Raw genomic sequence first — 13345 nt, 5'->3', positions numbered from 1 at the left:
TCACAGTCAGGTCACGGACCGTAGTTCCACTCCTACCCGCGGTCGGTCCCCTTGCCGGCCCCTTCCAGCAGATCGTCGACTCACCACCCGGCCGTCCGTCGCGAGGGGCGGTCTCCCTGCTGTCAAAGTCCGACACGGCATGGCCCGTTCGCCGCGAACACGGCGTGCCGTCCCGTCGGCCGCGGCACGATAGCCACCGCGCCACCGCGATCCCGTATCGCGAATGTCGGTGCCGGAGCGTACGTTGAGGCCGCGCGACCGAGTCCGGGTTGGTGATGACCATGACCACGATCGACGAGCAGGCAGCCGTCCTCGCCCTCACCAGAGCCACGCACGACAAGCCCTGGTTCCACACGGCGCGTGTCATCCTCGACTCCGGCAGCGCGCTTCGGCTTCTCGACGGCGGCTACGCGGGCCGGGACGAGGACGACCAGGCGCACGCCGCCGCCGTCGCCACCCGTGTCCGGCCCGGCCACCTCGCCTGGGGACGCGACCTCATCGCCGCCATGCGGGCCGAGGGAGTCGATCTCGTCACCGTTCTCGACGGCACCTACCCCGGCAACCTGATCTGGGCCTACGACCGCCCTCCGTTTCTGTGGGTACGCGAGCGGTTCCAAGCCGGTGACCATCGCGCCGTCGCCGTGATCGGCGAGGACGACATCAGCCATGCCGCCGCCGCGGCACAGGCCCTGGCCGAGGCCGGTCTGGTCGTCGTCGCGCCCCTGCGTACGCGTCTGGACGCCGCGGTCCATCAGGCTGCGCTGGCCGCCGGCGGCCGTACCGTGGCCGTCCTCGCGGGTGGCATCGCGGAGCCGGCCACCTACGGCGAGTACGCCAATGTGGCCAAGCGGATAGCCGAGCGCGGCGCGATCGTCTCCCCCTTCTGGCCCCGCTCCGTCCCCATCGGCCGCTCAGACGCCTTCGCAAGCGCCGTGACCTGCGGGTTGGCCGACTGCCTGTACGTGGTCGACGGTGCCGACGGAGGGCCTTCCTGCGGGCACGTCGAGGAGGCGCTGCGAATCGGCACCCATGTGCTCGCGTCCCAGCGGCTTCACCAGGAACAGCCGTGGGTGGAACGAGCGGCTTCGCGGGGAGGCATGACTGCCGTTCGGGACATTGACGACCTGTGCGAGCAGGCGGTCAATCTCGTAGATATGGCCTCTCCAACGAACACCTGCTGACCATGGGTGACGCCGAGGCGTTCACTCGCGGTTTCCTGCCGCTGTTCCATGCCGTTCCGCCCGTGCGACTGGGGGTTTGCCGAATCTGTCACTCCGGGCCGAACAACCGCGGGAACGGAAAGCCATGGCCCACCTGCGCCAGTTGCAAACGCACCACACAAAATCTGACCGGTTACACCGAAAACGTGGTGCCGATCTCGCTGACCACCAAGGAGACGCAGTTGTACGACGTCCTGGTCCGCGAGAAAACCCCCTACGGTGTCACAGGCCGACGTAGCCGCGTGGATTTCCTCGCCGCGACAGTGACCCACTTCTACCAGAAACACGCCGGCTGCCTGCGGGGGCTGGCCGGCGGGTCCTTCACGATCGTGGCCACGATACCGAGCACCGGCGCCGAGCGCCCCATCCAAGCGTTCCCTCTCATGGATGCGGTCGTCGGCAAGGTGAGCGCTTTGGCTCGCCTCTTCCGGCCCCTCCTGCTGCAGGCGGATGGCGAATTCGCTCCGGTGCTCGCCGCCCGGAAATCCCATTCGAACGCGTTCCGGGTGCGGGGCGGCGAGTTGAACGGTGAGCGGGTACTGCTGGTGAACGATCTGTTCGTGTCCGGCGCGCACCTGCAGAGTGCCGCGTCCGCACTCATCGCCAAAGGCGCCCAGACAGTGGTGGCCCTCGTCGTCGCACGGTTGATGAATCCGGCGTCCACCGACCCGTACAGCGCCAAGATCTGGCAGGAGTCATGCGACCGGCCCTTCAGCTTCGATCGCTGCTGTGTTTGCGAGTCGGCCTGTGGCCGGGCCGCCTGAAGCGGACCGGCGATCCCGGCTACCGGCCCTGTGAGCGCGCTTCGATCAGATCAGGCCCTGGTCGGTCCAGATGACGCCCTTGTTGCGGCACAGGCAGAAGGGGTGGCCGACCGGGTCGGTGTAAACCCGCCAGCCGTAGCCGTTGGGGCCGAAGAAGTCCTGCCGCAGCGTCGCGCCGAGGTCGAGGACGCGGCGCTGCTCGGACTCGATCTCGTCCACTTCGAAGTCGAGGTGGAACTGCTTGGGGTGCTCGCTGTCGGGCCACTGCGGAGCGCGGTAGTCGTCCACCCGGATGAAGGCCAGCTCGACCTCGCCGAACTTGATGCCGGCCCAGTTCTCGTGGCTGCCTTCCTTGATCGGGCGGCCCGTCACCTCGGAGTAGAAGGCTGCCAGCTTCATCGTGTCCGGGCAGTCGATGATGAAATCGGTGAGTCGCAGCATTTCGCGATCCTGTCACAAGATCAAGGGAGTCTTGCCCGTCTCGAAGCCGTCTGCCCTACTGTGCGACGACTTCGAGACAGGCCCTGGCCGCCGACTCTCCGGGCGGACCTGAGGACGTAGGCGGCGAGCACCGCGGCTCCTACGACGGCCTGCGCCGCGACGTACGGCGCCACCGAGGCGGGCCGCGACGCCAGCGCGGCGAGCGCGGGCAGGGACCCGAGCAGCGCGAGGTCCACGCCGGTCGCCAACCAGATCAGCGGTCCGGTCGGCACCGCGCCGCCCGGGGTGTCGATGACCGGCATGGAGTGGTCGACGGGCCGCCGCCGGGCCATCCGCAGCGCGCCCGCGGCGAGCGCGGGCGCGGCGGCCGGGCCGAGCGCCCACCAGGCCCCGGCCGGCAGCGTGCTCGCGGCCTGGAGGACCACCAGGGCGAGCGCCGACCAGGAGGCGGCCAGCAGCGTGGGCAGCACCGCCCGGGCGGCCGTCACGGCCCTGCCGTCCACGGCCAGCATCCGGGCCAGGGCCGGGTCGCCGCCGTCGCGCCGGACCCCTCCGGTGCACATCGCGGCGGCGGTCAGCGCCCCGCACAGCAGCATCCCGGCGGCCGGCCCGGACCCGCCTCCGGTGGCGTTCGCGCAGACGGCGGGCAGGGCCGCCGCGCCGAGCAGCGCCGCCAGGCGGCCCGGCCGCCTGCCCACCCGCAGCCACTCCTGCCAGGCCAGCGCGGGCGCGGCGCCGAGCCGCGACACCAGGCGGGGCCAGGGGCGGGAACGCAGCGCACGGCCGCGCCAGTGGGCGTCCTCCGCGACCCAGGTCAGCATCCCGGGATCCAGCGTGGTCGCCGCCGAGGTCACCCGCGCCGTCCTGGTCGAGGAGGCCAGGATCCGGCGGGCGGGGATGCGGTCGAGCGCCGCCCAGGCCCGCCGTACGAGGAAGGCGGCCACGACGGAGGCGACGCCCGCGACTGCCGCGCCCAGGGAGGCGGGCGCCTCGGCGACGGCGGCGAGGATCCGGCGGCCGGGGCCCGCGCCGAGCACGGCCGCGAGCACGGCCGCGGAAAGCGCCCCGGCGATCAGGAACTGCAGCCGGGCGTCCGAGGCCGGGGACTGCTGGCCACTCGCCGCGCGGCGAGGGGTGCAGGCCGGCCAGGCAGCGCAGCAGCGTCGACTTCCCGACGCCGTTCTCCCCCATGACGGCGACGATCTCGCCCGGAACGGCGGTGAGATCCACGCCGCGCAGCACGGGCACGCCGCCCAGGTCCAGCCCGACCCCCCGGGCCGTGATGATCGCGTTCGTCATCCCCCGAGCCTACGCGCGCGCAGCGGGCGCCATGAGCTCGCGGGCGGAGCGGGCGCCATGAACGCGCTCAGCCGCCAGAGGTGGGGTCCTCGGCCCCGGCGCCGGGGATCGTCATGTCGTCGGGGTCGTCGAGCCAGCCGTGCGGCAGCGACACCTTCGATCTCTCGCCGCTCTTGCCGCGGGGGCCGTCGGCCTCGTCCGGCCACGGCTGGTCCGCGTCGAGCTCGGCCACCCGTTCGGCCATCTCCGACAGCCGGGTGACCGAGGTGAGGGCACGGCGGGTCTCGGCTCCGACGACGAAGCCCTTGAGATACCAGCCGACGTGCTTGCGGAAGTCGGCCAGCCCGTGCGGCTCACTGCCGATGACCTCGCACAACAGCTCGGCGTGGCGCAGCATCATCGCGCCGACCTCACCCAGGCGAGGCCGGACGCGCTCGGCCGAGCCCCGGAAGGCGAGGTCGAGGTCGCGGAACAGCCACGGCCGCCCCAGGCAGCCCCGCCCGATCACCACGCCGTCGCAGCCGGTCTCCGCGACCATGCGCAACGCGTCGTCGGCGCTCCAGATGTCGCCGTTGCCGAGCACCGGGATCTCCGGCACCGCGTCCTTCAGCCGCTTGATCGCGTCCCAGTGCGCGGTGCCGCCGTAGTGCTGGCGGGCCGTACGGGCGTGCAGGGCGACGGCGGCGAGGCCCTCCTCCACGGCGATGCGTCCCGCCTCGACGTAGGTCAGGTGGTCCTCGTCGATGCCCATGCGCATCTTCATCGTGACCGGCAGCGGCCCGGCGCCGGCCACCGCCTCGCGCAGGATGGCGCGCAGCAGGTTGCGCTTGTACGGCAGGGCCGACCCGCCGCCCCTGCGGGTGACCTTGGGCACGGGGCAGCCGAAGTTCAGGTCGATGTGGTCGGCCAGGTCCTCCTCGGCGATCATCCGCGCGGCCTTGCCGATGACGGCCGGATCGACGCCGTACAACTGGATGCTGCGGGGGGACTCGTCCGCGCCGAACCGGATCATCTGGAACGTGAGCGGCACCCGCTCGACCAGCGCCCGCGAAGTGATCATCTCGGACACGAACAGGCCACCGCCCTGCTCCCGGCACAGCGTGCGGAAACCGATGTTCGTGATGCCCGCCATGGGAGCGAGCACCACCGGGGGCCAGACCTCGAGCGCGCCGATTTTCACTCGTTCATTCTCCCCGCTGCCGGCGGTGAGCCGTACAAGATCATGGACGTGAGGCTTTTGACCCGGTTAATCTGACCTGGACCAACGGTGGGGGAGGTCGTCATGTTGCTGCGGCTGAGAATCGCCTTGCCGGATCGTCCGGGCTCGCTGAGCCAGGTGACCGGGATCCTCGGGTCCGCGGGCGCCGACATCACGCAGGTGACGGTGCTCGACCGGGGCGACGGCCGCGCCCTCGACGACTTCACCGTCTACTGGCCCGACACCGCCCCCCGCGAGGACCTCGTACGGGCCCTGGAAGGCGTGGACGAGGTCAGGATCGAGGGCGTCTGGGGCACCAGGGAGGCGCCCGGCACCTATCCGGAGCTGGAGATCCTCAAGTTCCTCACCACGGCGGGCGACCGCGCGCTCGGCACGCTGATCGACTCCATGCCGGTGCTGTTCAGCGCCGACTGGGCGGCGGCCACAACGGAGAAGGACCCGCGCGTCACCGTGTACGCGAGCTGGCGGGCGCCCGAGGACATTCCCTTCCCCGAGGACACACCGCCCCGGCCGACGGCCGCCACGCTGCCGTCCGGCCTGCACGTGATCGTCGCACCGCTGCCGCCGCTGGCGCTGTCGCTGATGCTGGCTAGGGCGGAGGGGCCGGCCTTCCACCGCAACGAGGTGCACCGGCTCACGCGGATCCTGGAGATCTTCCTGACCCTGCCCGCGATCGAGCGGGGAGCCGACCGGGTGTTCCGCAGGCCGAGCGCCCGGCCGTTCTGAGTACACACCGGAGCGGAAAACCCGGTACAGTAGCCACGTCGCCGCAAGGCGGACGCGGAAGTGGCTCAGTGGTAGAGCATCACCTTGCCAAGGTGAGGGTCGCGGGTTCGAATCCCGTCTTCCGCTCCGAGAGGTCACGACTGCGGGCCTCGCTCTGGTGGAGTGGCCGAGAGGCGAGGCAGCGGCCTGCAAAGCCGCGTACACGGGTTCAAATCCCGTCTCCACCTCTGTTTTTCCGACCCGGTTCCGGATGTCGGCGTTCATGTCACGCCCACGCACGGAACTTCCGCTTCCACGGTCGTCGCGCTCGGATCGGGCTGCTGCCGGGCATGATCCGGCGCGGCCGGCAGCGGTGGGTGGAGCCACCGACCAGATCCCGCCCGTCGTCACGTCAGAGCCCCGCACGCCTCATCCTCGTGCCGGCTTCTTCGCGCCCCAGTGCGTCGAAGTCGTCCAGGTGGAACTTTTTGGCGTTGAACGCGCGCACCCACAGGCCCGCCGCCCAGCACAGCTGCAGTTCGTTCTCGCTGAACGCGTGTCCGCGCGCGCTCTGGTACGCCTCGAGGAATGCCTCGGTCCGCTCGACCGAGGCACCCGCACCGGTGGGCCCGCCCTCGAACATGGCGGCCGCCTGACCGACGATCACCACCTCGGGCTCGTAGACCACGCTGTCCCAGTCGTGGACCGCCAGCGGCCGGCCGCGGAGAAACGTCACGTTGCGCCCGTCCCAGTCCCCGTGTCCGATGACGTACGCCGCGTCGCGGACCTCCTCCAGCCGCTCGCGCACGGCCGCACCGAGCTCGTCGATCCATGCGGTGACGGAGCACCGCTCGGCATTGAGGTCGACGTCGCGGTCGTCCGGGACCGGCCAGACGCCGTCCTCCTGGTGGTACCAGTGGACCCAGGCGGGCGCGGGCCGCAGTACCGGCTGCGGTCCGAGGCTCTCCGCACAGGTCACGAAGTCGGCCAGGAGACCGGCGAACAGCTGCGGCGCATCGGCGAGTTCCGGTGGTCCACCGCCCGGCAGCGACGCCTCGGCGCTGGCGGCCTTCGGTCCCAGCGGCAGCACACCGGTCAACGGCTCCGGGCACGGGAATCCCGCCTGCCACATCCGGCGCTGTACCCAGGTACAGGCGTCCAGCCGCGGATCAGCGTTCCGAACTTTCAGCACCACCTCGCGGTCGTCGGCCAGCCGCAGGCCGTACACCGTGGACAGGTTTCCCGCGGTGAAGGTGCGTCCGGCGACCGGGGAGCCCAGGTGCTCAAGGCACCAGTCGCTCACCGCCTGGTCGTCGATGTCTGCAGGCATATCTCTTAAATAAACAACCCGCCCAGGTAGCTGTCACGATGCATCCCATGGACGTGGAGAACCCCGGCGGGCCGGTTATTCGCCGCGCGACCCGGCCGCCGGTGACGGCCCCCGTGGCCGCCACTGGTGCGTTCCCTCATGCGAGGGACAAGTCGCGGTAAGAGTTCTTCTCAACGTCCGATAGCGAGCGCACACTGAAAGGGACACAACAGGCGATTCAGCGTGGAGTAGCTCGTGCACGGTCAGATGCCTCCAGCGATGCCCATGCTCTCTCGTGGCAAGCATCGAAATCCCAGCAAGGGCGCCTGCTTCATGGAGTTCGCGTCCTACCTCGCAGGTGAGCGGTGGAGCGACCATCCGTCGTGTACGCACCCGCTGCTCGCCGGGCTCGCCCGCCTCGTCAACGACCACACCTCCGACGCCGCCCGGCCCCGCCTGGCCGAGCTGATTCCGTCGGTGATCGGCCTGACGGGCGACGATTCGCGCCTCGACGCGCGGATCGCCCTGTGCTCGGCCAGGGCGGCGCTGCCGGTCGTCGCGCACGAGCGCCAGCTCGCGATGGCGGTCTCGGTCCTGTCGGCCGAGCACGTGCTCGCCGAGCTGGAGGGCCGCCCTGCCGGCGACCTGGACGAGCGCAGCAGGCAGGCGCTGGCCCAGGTGCCGGACGCCACCCGCTGGGCCTACACCTTCGGGCGCGGGGTGCGGGTCTCGCCCAAGGGCTTCCGCAGGTACGCCGCGCCGAACACGGTGCAGCTCGCGGTGCGGGGCATCGCTCAGGCGTGCGTGCCCGACCCCGATCCGCTGCTGCGCGATCTGCTGGCCGACACGATCGACGACTGCTGGTCCCTGCTGCGACCCGCCGCCGGAACCGCCACCGAGTCCGCCGAGCCCGCCCCCGCCGCGGTGGATCCCGCACGCTGGGCGGACGCCTGCCGCCTCACCGGCCTTTCGGCCTGACCGCCACGGCCACCGGCTCGCCGCGGAGCCGGTGGCCGTGAACCGGCTGATCGCTGAGGCGATCAGGTAAGCGCGGCCCCGCGTACGGCCCGCTTCGGCGCGGCCCGCCGCGACGCCGTGATCGGCCGCAGCAGCAGGGCCTGGGCGAGCACGACCACGCAGAAGATCCCGAGCACGTAGCCCCAGCTCACGTCCGTCAGATGGTGCATGCCCCGGTAGAGCCTGGCCAGGCCGACCGCCAGGGCCGCTCCCGCGCCGAGCAGCCACCACAGCGCGTTCAGGATCGTGTGGCGGTGCGTGTGCAGGGTCAGCACGAGCGCGGTGCCGCAGTAGAACGCCACGGCGGCGCTGGTGTGCCCCGACGGATAGCTGGACGTGGGCGGCGCCGGGTCGAGATGCGGCACGTGCGGGCGGGCCCGCTGTGCGAACACGGTCGCCAGCAGGAAGATCGCCGACTGGGCGCAGACGGCGGCCACCAGGAAGACCGACTCCCGCCAGCGCCGGTAGACGACCCGGAAGAGGATCGCCATGATCGTCGTCACCACGATGATCACCGGGGTGTCGGACAGCATCGAGGCGTAGTGGGTCACCTCGTTCCAGAACGGCGTGCGCTCCTGGGCGATCTCGCGGCTGACCGCCTCGTCCTGCGCGACGAGCGTCGAGTGCTCCAGGACCCTGGTGAGCAGCAGGCCGAGCCCGAGGGTCACCAGGGCCATGAGCGCGAGCGGGAGCAGGACCCGCCGTGCCGTCTCCGCGGCCACGCGTCGAGAGGGCACGCGTCGAGTGGGCATGGAGGACGACCGGGCGTCCCGGGCCGTACCACGTTTACTATCGGCGGCCAATTCGTCCTCCTTCGGGGGCGATCTCCCTCTTTGTCTCGGGCCCGACGCCCTCGCGTAACGGCTGTGCGGGGCGGCGGCCCACGTCGCGGCGGCGCCAGGTCTCGAAGGCGGCGGCCGTGGCGGCCACCACGGCCACGCCGAACACCAGTCCGCCCACCACGTCGCTGAACCAGTGCACGCCGAGCGCGATCCGGCTGAAGCCGACCGCCAGCGGGATCAGCACGGCGAGCGTCCAGGCGACCGCCCGCCCGCGTTCCCGTACGAGAGGCAGGACGAGCAGCAACAGGATCCCGGCGCCGAGCGTGGCGTTGACCGTGTGTCCCGAGGGGAACGACGCGCCGGGGGCTATGGCGACGGGATCGGGCAGGCTGGGCCGGGCTCGCGCGACGATGACCTTCAGGGCGAGGCCGAGCAGGCCGCCGACCGTGATCGTGGTGGCCGCCCACAGGGCCAGGTGGTAGGCGCGCCGCCAGACCAGCCAGGCGACCGCGGCGCCGACGGCGATCCGCCAGGTCAGCGGTGCGAAGACGTCGCTTATCAGTTGCATCAGCCGGGCGAACCCGGGGTTGCCGATGGCGTAGGCGTGCAGGTCCCACGCCGCGCCCTGGTCGATTTCGGTGAGCGGGCCGAAGGAGGTCTTGACGAAGACCAGCAGCACTGTGAACGGCACCCCGATCAGCGCCAGCGCCGCCGTCGCCACCGTCAGCCGCAGGCCCAGTCCGTGCTCGGGGTCGAGCCGCCTGCGCCACCAGCTCATCGGCCGCTCCCGACCGGCTGCCGCTCCCGCGACGAGGCCGGAGCGGGGCCGGGGTCGGGCTCGGCCGGCTCGCCGCGGCCCGCACGGCAGGCCTCCAGCTGCGCCGAGAAGGAAAGGCCGAGGAAGAGCGCCATCGAGCTGAGGAACGACCACAGCAGCAGCGCCATGACCGCCGTGAGCGGGCCGTACGTCGCGCCGAAGGTGTGACTGCTGGCGGTGTAGAGCGCGAGCAGCCAGGTGAACAGCGTCCACAGCAGCACGGCGACCGTCGCCCCGACCGCGAGCCAGGTGTGGCCGGGCTGCTTGCGCCGGGGCGAGGAGCGGAACAGCACCGAGATCGACAGGACGGCGAGCAGGAAGCCGATCGGCCAGCGCAGCCAGCCGAACAGCCGCTGGGTCGTGTCGCTCCAGCCGTAGACGTGGGCCGCGGCCTCGCCGACCGCGCCGCCGCCGACCAGGATGACGAAGCCGACGCTCATGAGGAGGCCCGCCGTGACGGCCATCAGCAGCGCCCTGCCGTACTTGGCCACGAAGGGGCGGTCGCGCTCGATGCCGTAGATGCGGTTGGCTCCGCGTTCGAACTGGCCCATGGCGGTGGTCAGCGACACCAGCGCGGTCAGCAGACCGAGCCACAGGGCCAGCTTCTCCCCCGCGCCCGAGGCTTGGTGGCTCTGGCTGAGCGTCTCCTGGATGACCTGCGAGCCCGCACCGGGAGTGAGCCGCCGCAGGGTGAGCTCGAGGAGCCTGCCGAGGTGTTCCTGGTGCAGCACCGAGCTCAGACCCACGATGGCGATCGCTCCCGGGATGATCGCGAGGCAGGTCTGGAACGCGAAGGAGCGGGCGTTGCTCGTGCCGTCGCCGTACCTGAACCGGACGTACGCGTCACGGATGAGGTGCCAGCCGCCGTACCGTCGTATGGCGGCGTATGCGTCGTCGGCCGACAGTTCGTCGCCGCTCATGCTCCTGGTCTCCGGCACCGGGGTCGCGGTTCCCATGTCAGTCCTCACATCGTCAGGGGGTGGGGACCACCGGGGGCCGGGTCGCGGGCCGGCCTCCGGCGGTCCCCGCAGGCCCACCGACTACCCCGATCACGGTGCTTGGAACGCCAGGCCTATCAGAAGATCCCCTGACCTGGGCGGCGGCTGTCCGCGACGCGCCGGAGGACCGGCCCGACCGGACCGGTCCTCCGTGTCGCGGCACCGCCGGTGCCATCGAGGAGCGGGTGTCACAGGACGGCGCAGCCGACGCGTACGGGAAGGCGGGGCGACCAGCGGCCGGAGACGACGTCCTGGGCCTGCGCGTAGGCGTTGGCCGCCTTGCCGGCCGCGGCGCAGTCGAACACGCCGGTCTTCTTGCCGAAGCTGCCGCCGGCGTAGCCGCTGTGCGCGCTCGCGCTCACCGTGCCGCTCCAGTAGAGCCTCCCGGTGTTGTAGCGGATGTAGAGCCGGACCTGGCCGATGTTGAAGTGGTCGCCGTTGATCTTGAGCCGCGGGATGTCGTCGACCGAGGTGCTGGTGGAGGTGCCGTCGCCGTTGTCCACCGGGGGGACGGTGTAACGGCTGATCCACAGCCGGGCCGAGACCCTGCGGTCGGCCGCCTTGCCGTTGTCGAGCTTGGCCTGCGATCGGACGGCGGGGGTGACGCACACGTCGTCGCCGGTGAACGCCTCACGCCAGACGTACCCGGTGACGCAGGTGTGCGGGCCGAACGGGCCGGAGGTCCAGCGGGACGCCTTGGCGGCGTTGTCGGCGAGGGTCTGCGTGCGGGTCGCGGGCGTCACGCACACGACGTCGCCCGTGCGGGCCTCGCGCCAGACGTAGCCCTCCAGGCAGGTGTTCGGGCCGAAGTCGCCGCCGGCGGAGGCCGGGCCGGCCATGAGCGTGACGGGGGCGGTGACGGCCAGACCGGCGATCGTGGCGGTGGCCAGGCCGAGCAGGGTGCGCTTCATGACAGTCTCCTGTGCTGCTGCGGGACGAGGGTGCTGATCGGCGGTCCCGGTCCGGCCGTCGCCGCCGGGTCCGTGCACCTCAGTGATAGGCCCGCTCGCCTGCACGCCCCTTGCCGCAGGCTTTCCGCAACCGCTGCAAGCCGCCCGCAAGGCACGTGCAGGCAAAAATCATCCTCCAAGCCTCTTGTCGACTTGTTGAACGATTTTTACTTTGGAGGAAACCCCTCTCCTAAGGAGCGATCTCCATGGGACCGATGCGGGCACTCGGTGTCACCGGCCTCGCCGTCGCCGTCGTGGCGGCGCTCGTCACGCTCTTCGGCGCGGTCACGGGCTTCGAACGCACCGACGGCGGCGAGGTCGCGGTGATCCGCGACGGCGGGCCGTTCGACGACAGCGGAATCCGGCAGATCGTCGATCCCGCATCGGGCCTGACGTGGACCGGCCTGTGGTCGTCGGCCCACCGCTACCCCGCCCAGCAGCGCTTCTACACCATCACGGCCGACGCCAAGCGGGCCACGACCCTCGGCGTGGACGTCGTGACGGTGCCGAGCAGCGACGGGGTGGACCTCGGCATCGAGGGCACGCTGTATTTCACGCTGAACCTCGACCACGCGACGCTCAAGCGGTTCGACGACAAGTTCGGCACCCGCACCTTCCGAGGACAGGACGGGGAGCAGCGTCACGCCTGGGACGGCGACGAGGGCTGGGCCGCCTTCTTCGGCCAGGCCGTACGCCCGGTGGTCGACAACGCGCTGCGCGCCCAGATCGGCGCGATGCGGTGCGCGGACCTCGTCCCCACCTGCGCCTTGGTCGACAAGGCCCGGCAGGGGGTCAGGCTGGAGCCGCACGACGCGAACGGCGGCATCACCCGGGTGCAGGACGCGGTCAACACCACGCTGGAGCACGACCTCGCCCAGACGCTCGGCGACCGCTTCCTCACCGGCATGCGCTTCAACCTCGTCCGCGTCACGCTGCCCCAGGACGTGCAGCAGGCGGTCACCAGGGCGCTGGCCGCGAGCGCCCGGGTCGCCGAGGCGCTCGCGGAGGTCGACTCGGCCGAGGCGAGGGCCAAGGCCGACCGGGCCCGCCAGTCGGGATACGAGCGGTGCCCGGCCTGCGCCGACATCGACAAGCTCAAGTCGCTGCCCCAGGGCATCACCGTCTACGCCCCGGGCAACTCCGAGATCATCGTGCCCAGCAAGTGAACCGTCCCCGGACCGTCCGGCCGGTCACCGGCGCAGGCGGCGCCCCGCTCGCCCCGCATCCCCGCCCGCAAGAGCCCCCGCCTCCGGTGGCGTCGATCGTCAGGTCCGGACCCCGCGCGAGGCCGCCCGGGTGGCGAGTCCGTCCAGGATGACGGTGGTCAGCGCGTCGTCGGCCCGGGCGCCGGGACGGCACACGGCGACGCTGAGCAGCCCGACGACCTCGCGCGGTGTGATGTCGTCGCGCACGGCGCCCTCCCGCTGGGCTCCCGCGGCCAGATCTTCGAGCGTGGCGTCGAGGTCGCGTACGAGCGGGCCCAGCTCCGGATGGGCCTCGGCGCCGTCCGACAGCGACTTGGTCAGCGCCAGCGGCAGGTCGGCGCCGCACCGGACGCACGCCAGCAGCGCGTCCCACCGGCTCACCGGGCGGGCGGCGTGGTCCCGCGCGGCATCGAGCAGGGTCCGCAGCGCGCCGGCCGCGATCTCCTCCAGCAACGCCCGCCGGTCCGGGAAGTGGCGGTAGAGCGTGCCCACGCCGAGGCCGGCCGCCTGCGCGATCTCCTCCATCGAGGCCTCCGGGCCCCGGGCCGTGAACAGGTCGACGGCGGCGTCCACGATGAGCGCGCGGTTGCGCCGGGCGTCGGCTCGCACAGGTCTCCCC

The 13345-nt window shown here is 71.7% G+C and carries 14 protein-coding genes, 2 tRNA genes and 1 pseudogene; 7 read left to right on the top strand and 10 right to left on the bottom strand.

Annotated features, from left to right (window positions below):
* Nucleotides 1–281: 281 nt before the first annotated feature.
* Together Msi02_RS11030 and Msi02_RS11025 are read left to right on the top strand one after the other, a co-directional pair.
* Nucleotides 282–1181 carry a DNA-processing protein DprA gene (locus Msi02_RS11030; RefSeq protein ID WP_204048239.1) on the top strand — a complete coding sequence of 300 codons (900 nt, stop codon included), beginning with the start codon at nucleotides 282–284 and terminating at the stop codon, nucleotides 1179–1181.
* Nucleotides 1182–1183: 2 nt separating this feature from the next.
* Complete coding sequence (locus Msi02_RS11025; RefSeq protein ID WP_204048238.1) at nucleotides 1184–1984, top strand: hypothetical protein; 801 nt, start codon at nucleotides 1184–1186, stop codon at nucleotides 1982–1984.
* 45 nt (nucleotides 1985–2029) lie between these two features.
* On the opposite strand, the gene Msi02_RS11020 is transcribed toward Msi02_RS11025, so the two are convergent.
* The 4 genes and pseudogenes from Msi02_RS11020 to dusB form a co-directional block, all read right to left on the bottom strand.
* Nucleotides 2030–2425: a VOC family protein gene (locus tag Msi02_RS11020; RefSeq protein WP_204048237.1), complete on the bottom strand. Its 396-nt coding sequence runs from the start codon at nucleotides 2423–2425 to the stop codon at nucleotides 2030–2032.
* A gap of 20 nt (nucleotides 2426–2445) precedes the next feature.
* The gene (locus tag Msi02_RS11015; protein WP_239108302.1) at nucleotides 2446–3498 is read right to left on the bottom strand and encodes a DUF6297 family protein; all 1053 of its coding nucleotides are present in this window, start codon (nucleotides 3496–3498) and stop codon (nucleotides 2446–2448) included.
* Between the two features lie 55 nt (nucleotides 3499–3553).
* Nucleotides 3554–3724, bottom strand: a pseudogene (locus Msi02_RS43915) (ATP-binding cassette domain-containing protein); the annotation flags it as partial.
* A gap of 67 nt (nucleotides 3725–3791) precedes the next feature.
* Complete coding sequence (dusB, locus tag Msi02_RS11005; RefSeq protein WP_239108292.1) at nucleotides 3792–4904, bottom strand: tRNA dihydrouridine synthase DusB; 1113 nt, start codon at nucleotides 4902–4904, stop codon at nucleotides 3792–3794.
* Nucleotides 4905–5006: 102 nt separating this feature from the next.
* Between dusB and Msi02_RS11000 the strand changes: the two genes are divergently transcribed.
* The 3 genes from Msi02_RS11000 (at nucleotide 5007) to Msi02_RS10990 (ending at nucleotide 5896) form a co-directional block, all read left to right on the top strand.
* The gene (locus Msi02_RS11000) at nucleotides 5007–5669 is read left to right on the top strand and encodes an ACT domain-containing protein (protein WP_143737706.1); all 663 of its coding nucleotides are present in this window, start codon (nucleotides 5007–5009) and stop codon (nucleotides 5667–5669) included.
* Nucleotides 5670–5723: 54 nt separating this feature from the next.
* Nucleotides 5724–5795, top strand: a tRNA-Gly gene (locus Msi02_RS10995).
* Nucleotides 5796–5825: 30 nt separating this feature from the next.
* Nucleotides 5826–5896: transfer RNA gene (locus tag Msi02_RS10990), tRNA-Cys, on the top strand.
* 164 nt (nucleotides 5897–6060) lie between these two features.
* Here Msi02_RS10990 and Msi02_RS10985 read toward each other — a convergent pair.
* Nucleotides 6061–6978 (bottom strand): aminoglycoside phosphotransferase/kinase family protein, encoded by a 918-nt coding sequence (locus Msi02_RS10985; protein ID WP_204048235.1) that lies wholly within the window; start codon nucleotides 6976–6978, stop codon nucleotides 6061–6063.
* 312 nt (nucleotides 6979–7290) lie between these two features.
* Between Msi02_RS10985 and Msi02_RS10980 the strand changes: the two genes are divergently transcribed.
* Nucleotides 7291–7935, top strand: coding sequence for a hypothetical protein (locus tag Msi02_RS10980; protein WP_204048234.1), 645 nt, complete (start codon nucleotides 7291–7293; stop codon nucleotides 7933–7935).
* Nucleotides 7936–7997: 62 nt separating this feature from the next.
* Here the strand turns inward: Msi02_RS10980 and Msi02_RS10975 are convergent, their stop codons facing one another.
* From Msi02_RS10975 to Msi02_RS10960, 4 genes are all read right to left on the bottom strand, one after another.
* Nucleotides 7998–8711, bottom strand: coding sequence for a phosphatase PAP2 family protein (locus tag Msi02_RS10975; protein ID WP_204048233.1), 714 nt, complete (start codon nucleotides 8709–8711; stop codon nucleotides 7998–8000).
* A gap of 52 nt (nucleotides 8712–8763) precedes the next feature.
* Nucleotides 8764–9534, bottom strand: coding sequence for a phosphatase PAP2 family protein (locus Msi02_RS10970; protein WP_204048232.1), 771 nt, complete (start codon nucleotides 9532–9534; stop codon nucleotides 8764–8766).
* On the bottom strand, nucleotides 9531–10529 hold the full coding sequence (locus Msi02_RS10965) for a YihY/virulence factor BrkB family protein (RefSeq protein ID WP_204048231.1): 999 nt from the start codon (nucleotides 10527–10529) through the stop codon (nucleotides 9531–9533). Before Msi02_RS10965 ends, Msi02_RS10970 begins: the two co-directional genes overlap by 4 nt.
* 230 nt (nucleotides 10530–10759) lie before the next feature.
* Nucleotides 10760–11482 carry a hypothetical protein gene (locus tag Msi02_RS10960; protein WP_204048230.1) on the bottom strand — a complete coding sequence of 241 codons (723 nt, stop codon included), beginning with the start codon at nucleotides 11480–11482 and terminating at the stop codon, nucleotides 10760–10762.
* Between the two features lie 245 nt (nucleotides 11483–11727).
* Between Msi02_RS10960 and Msi02_RS10955 the strand changes: the two genes are divergently transcribed.
* Complete coding sequence (locus Msi02_RS10955) at nucleotides 11728–12687, top strand: SPFH domain-containing protein (protein WP_204048229.1); 960 nt, start codon at nucleotides 11728–11730, stop codon at nucleotides 12685–12687.
* A 99-nt stretch (nucleotides 12688–12786) separates the two neighbouring features.
* Here Msi02_RS10955 and Msi02_RS10950 read toward each other — a convergent pair whose 3' ends face one another.
* Nucleotides 12787–13335: a TetR/AcrR family transcriptional regulator gene (locus tag Msi02_RS10950; protein WP_204048228.1), complete on the bottom strand. Its 549-nt coding sequence runs from the start codon at nucleotides 13333–13335 to the stop codon at nucleotides 12787–12789.
* Nucleotides 13336–13345: the final 10 nt, after the last annotated feature.

The organism is Microbispora siamensis, from assembly GCF_016863095.1.
Classification (GTDB): Bacteria; Actinomycetota; Actinomycetes; order Streptosporangiales; family Streptosporangiaceae; genus Microbispora; species Microbispora siamensis.
This window is presented reverse-complemented; position numbering and strand designations above follow the sequence as displayed.

Coding starts and splice junctions, on each gene's coding strand:
- Msi02_RS11030 (WP_204048239.1), top strand. CDS start 282: ATGACCACGATCGACGAGCAGGCAGCCGTCCTCGCCCTCACCAGAGCC.
- Msi02_RS11025 (WP_204048238.1), top strand. CDS start 1,184: ATGGGTGACGCCGAGGCGTTCACTCGCGGTTTCCTGCCGCTGTTCCAT.
- Msi02_RS11020 (WP_204048237.1), bottom strand. CDS start 2,425: ATGCTGCGACTCACCGATTTCATCATCGACTGCCCGGACACGATGAAG.
- Msi02_RS11000 (WP_143737706.1), top strand. CDS start 5,007: ATGTTGCTGCGGCTGAGAATCGCCTTGCCGGATCGTCCGGGCTCGCTG.
- Msi02_RS10985 (WP_204048235.1), bottom strand. CDS start 6,978: ATGCCTGCAGACATCGACGACCAGGCGGTGAGCGACTGGTGCCTTGAG.
- Msi02_RS10980 (WP_204048234.1), top strand. CDS start 7,291: ATGGAGTTCGCGTCCTACCTCGCAGGTGAGCGGTGGAGCGACCATCCG.
- Msi02_RS10970 (WP_204048232.1), bottom strand. CDS start 9,534: ATGAGCTGGTGGCGCAGGCGGCTCGACCCCGAGCACGGACTGGGCCTG.
- Msi02_RS10965 (WP_204048231.1), bottom strand. CDS start 10,529: ATGGGAACCGCGACCCCGGTGCCGGAGACCAGGAGCATGAGCGGCGAC.
- Msi02_RS10960 (WP_204048230.1), bottom strand. CDS start 11,482: ATGAAGCGCACCCTGCTCGGCCTGGCCACCGCCACGATCGCCGGTCTG.
- Msi02_RS10955 (WP_204048229.1), top strand. CDS start 11,728: ATGGGACCGATGCGGGCACTCGGTGTCACCGGCCTCGCCGTCGCCGTC.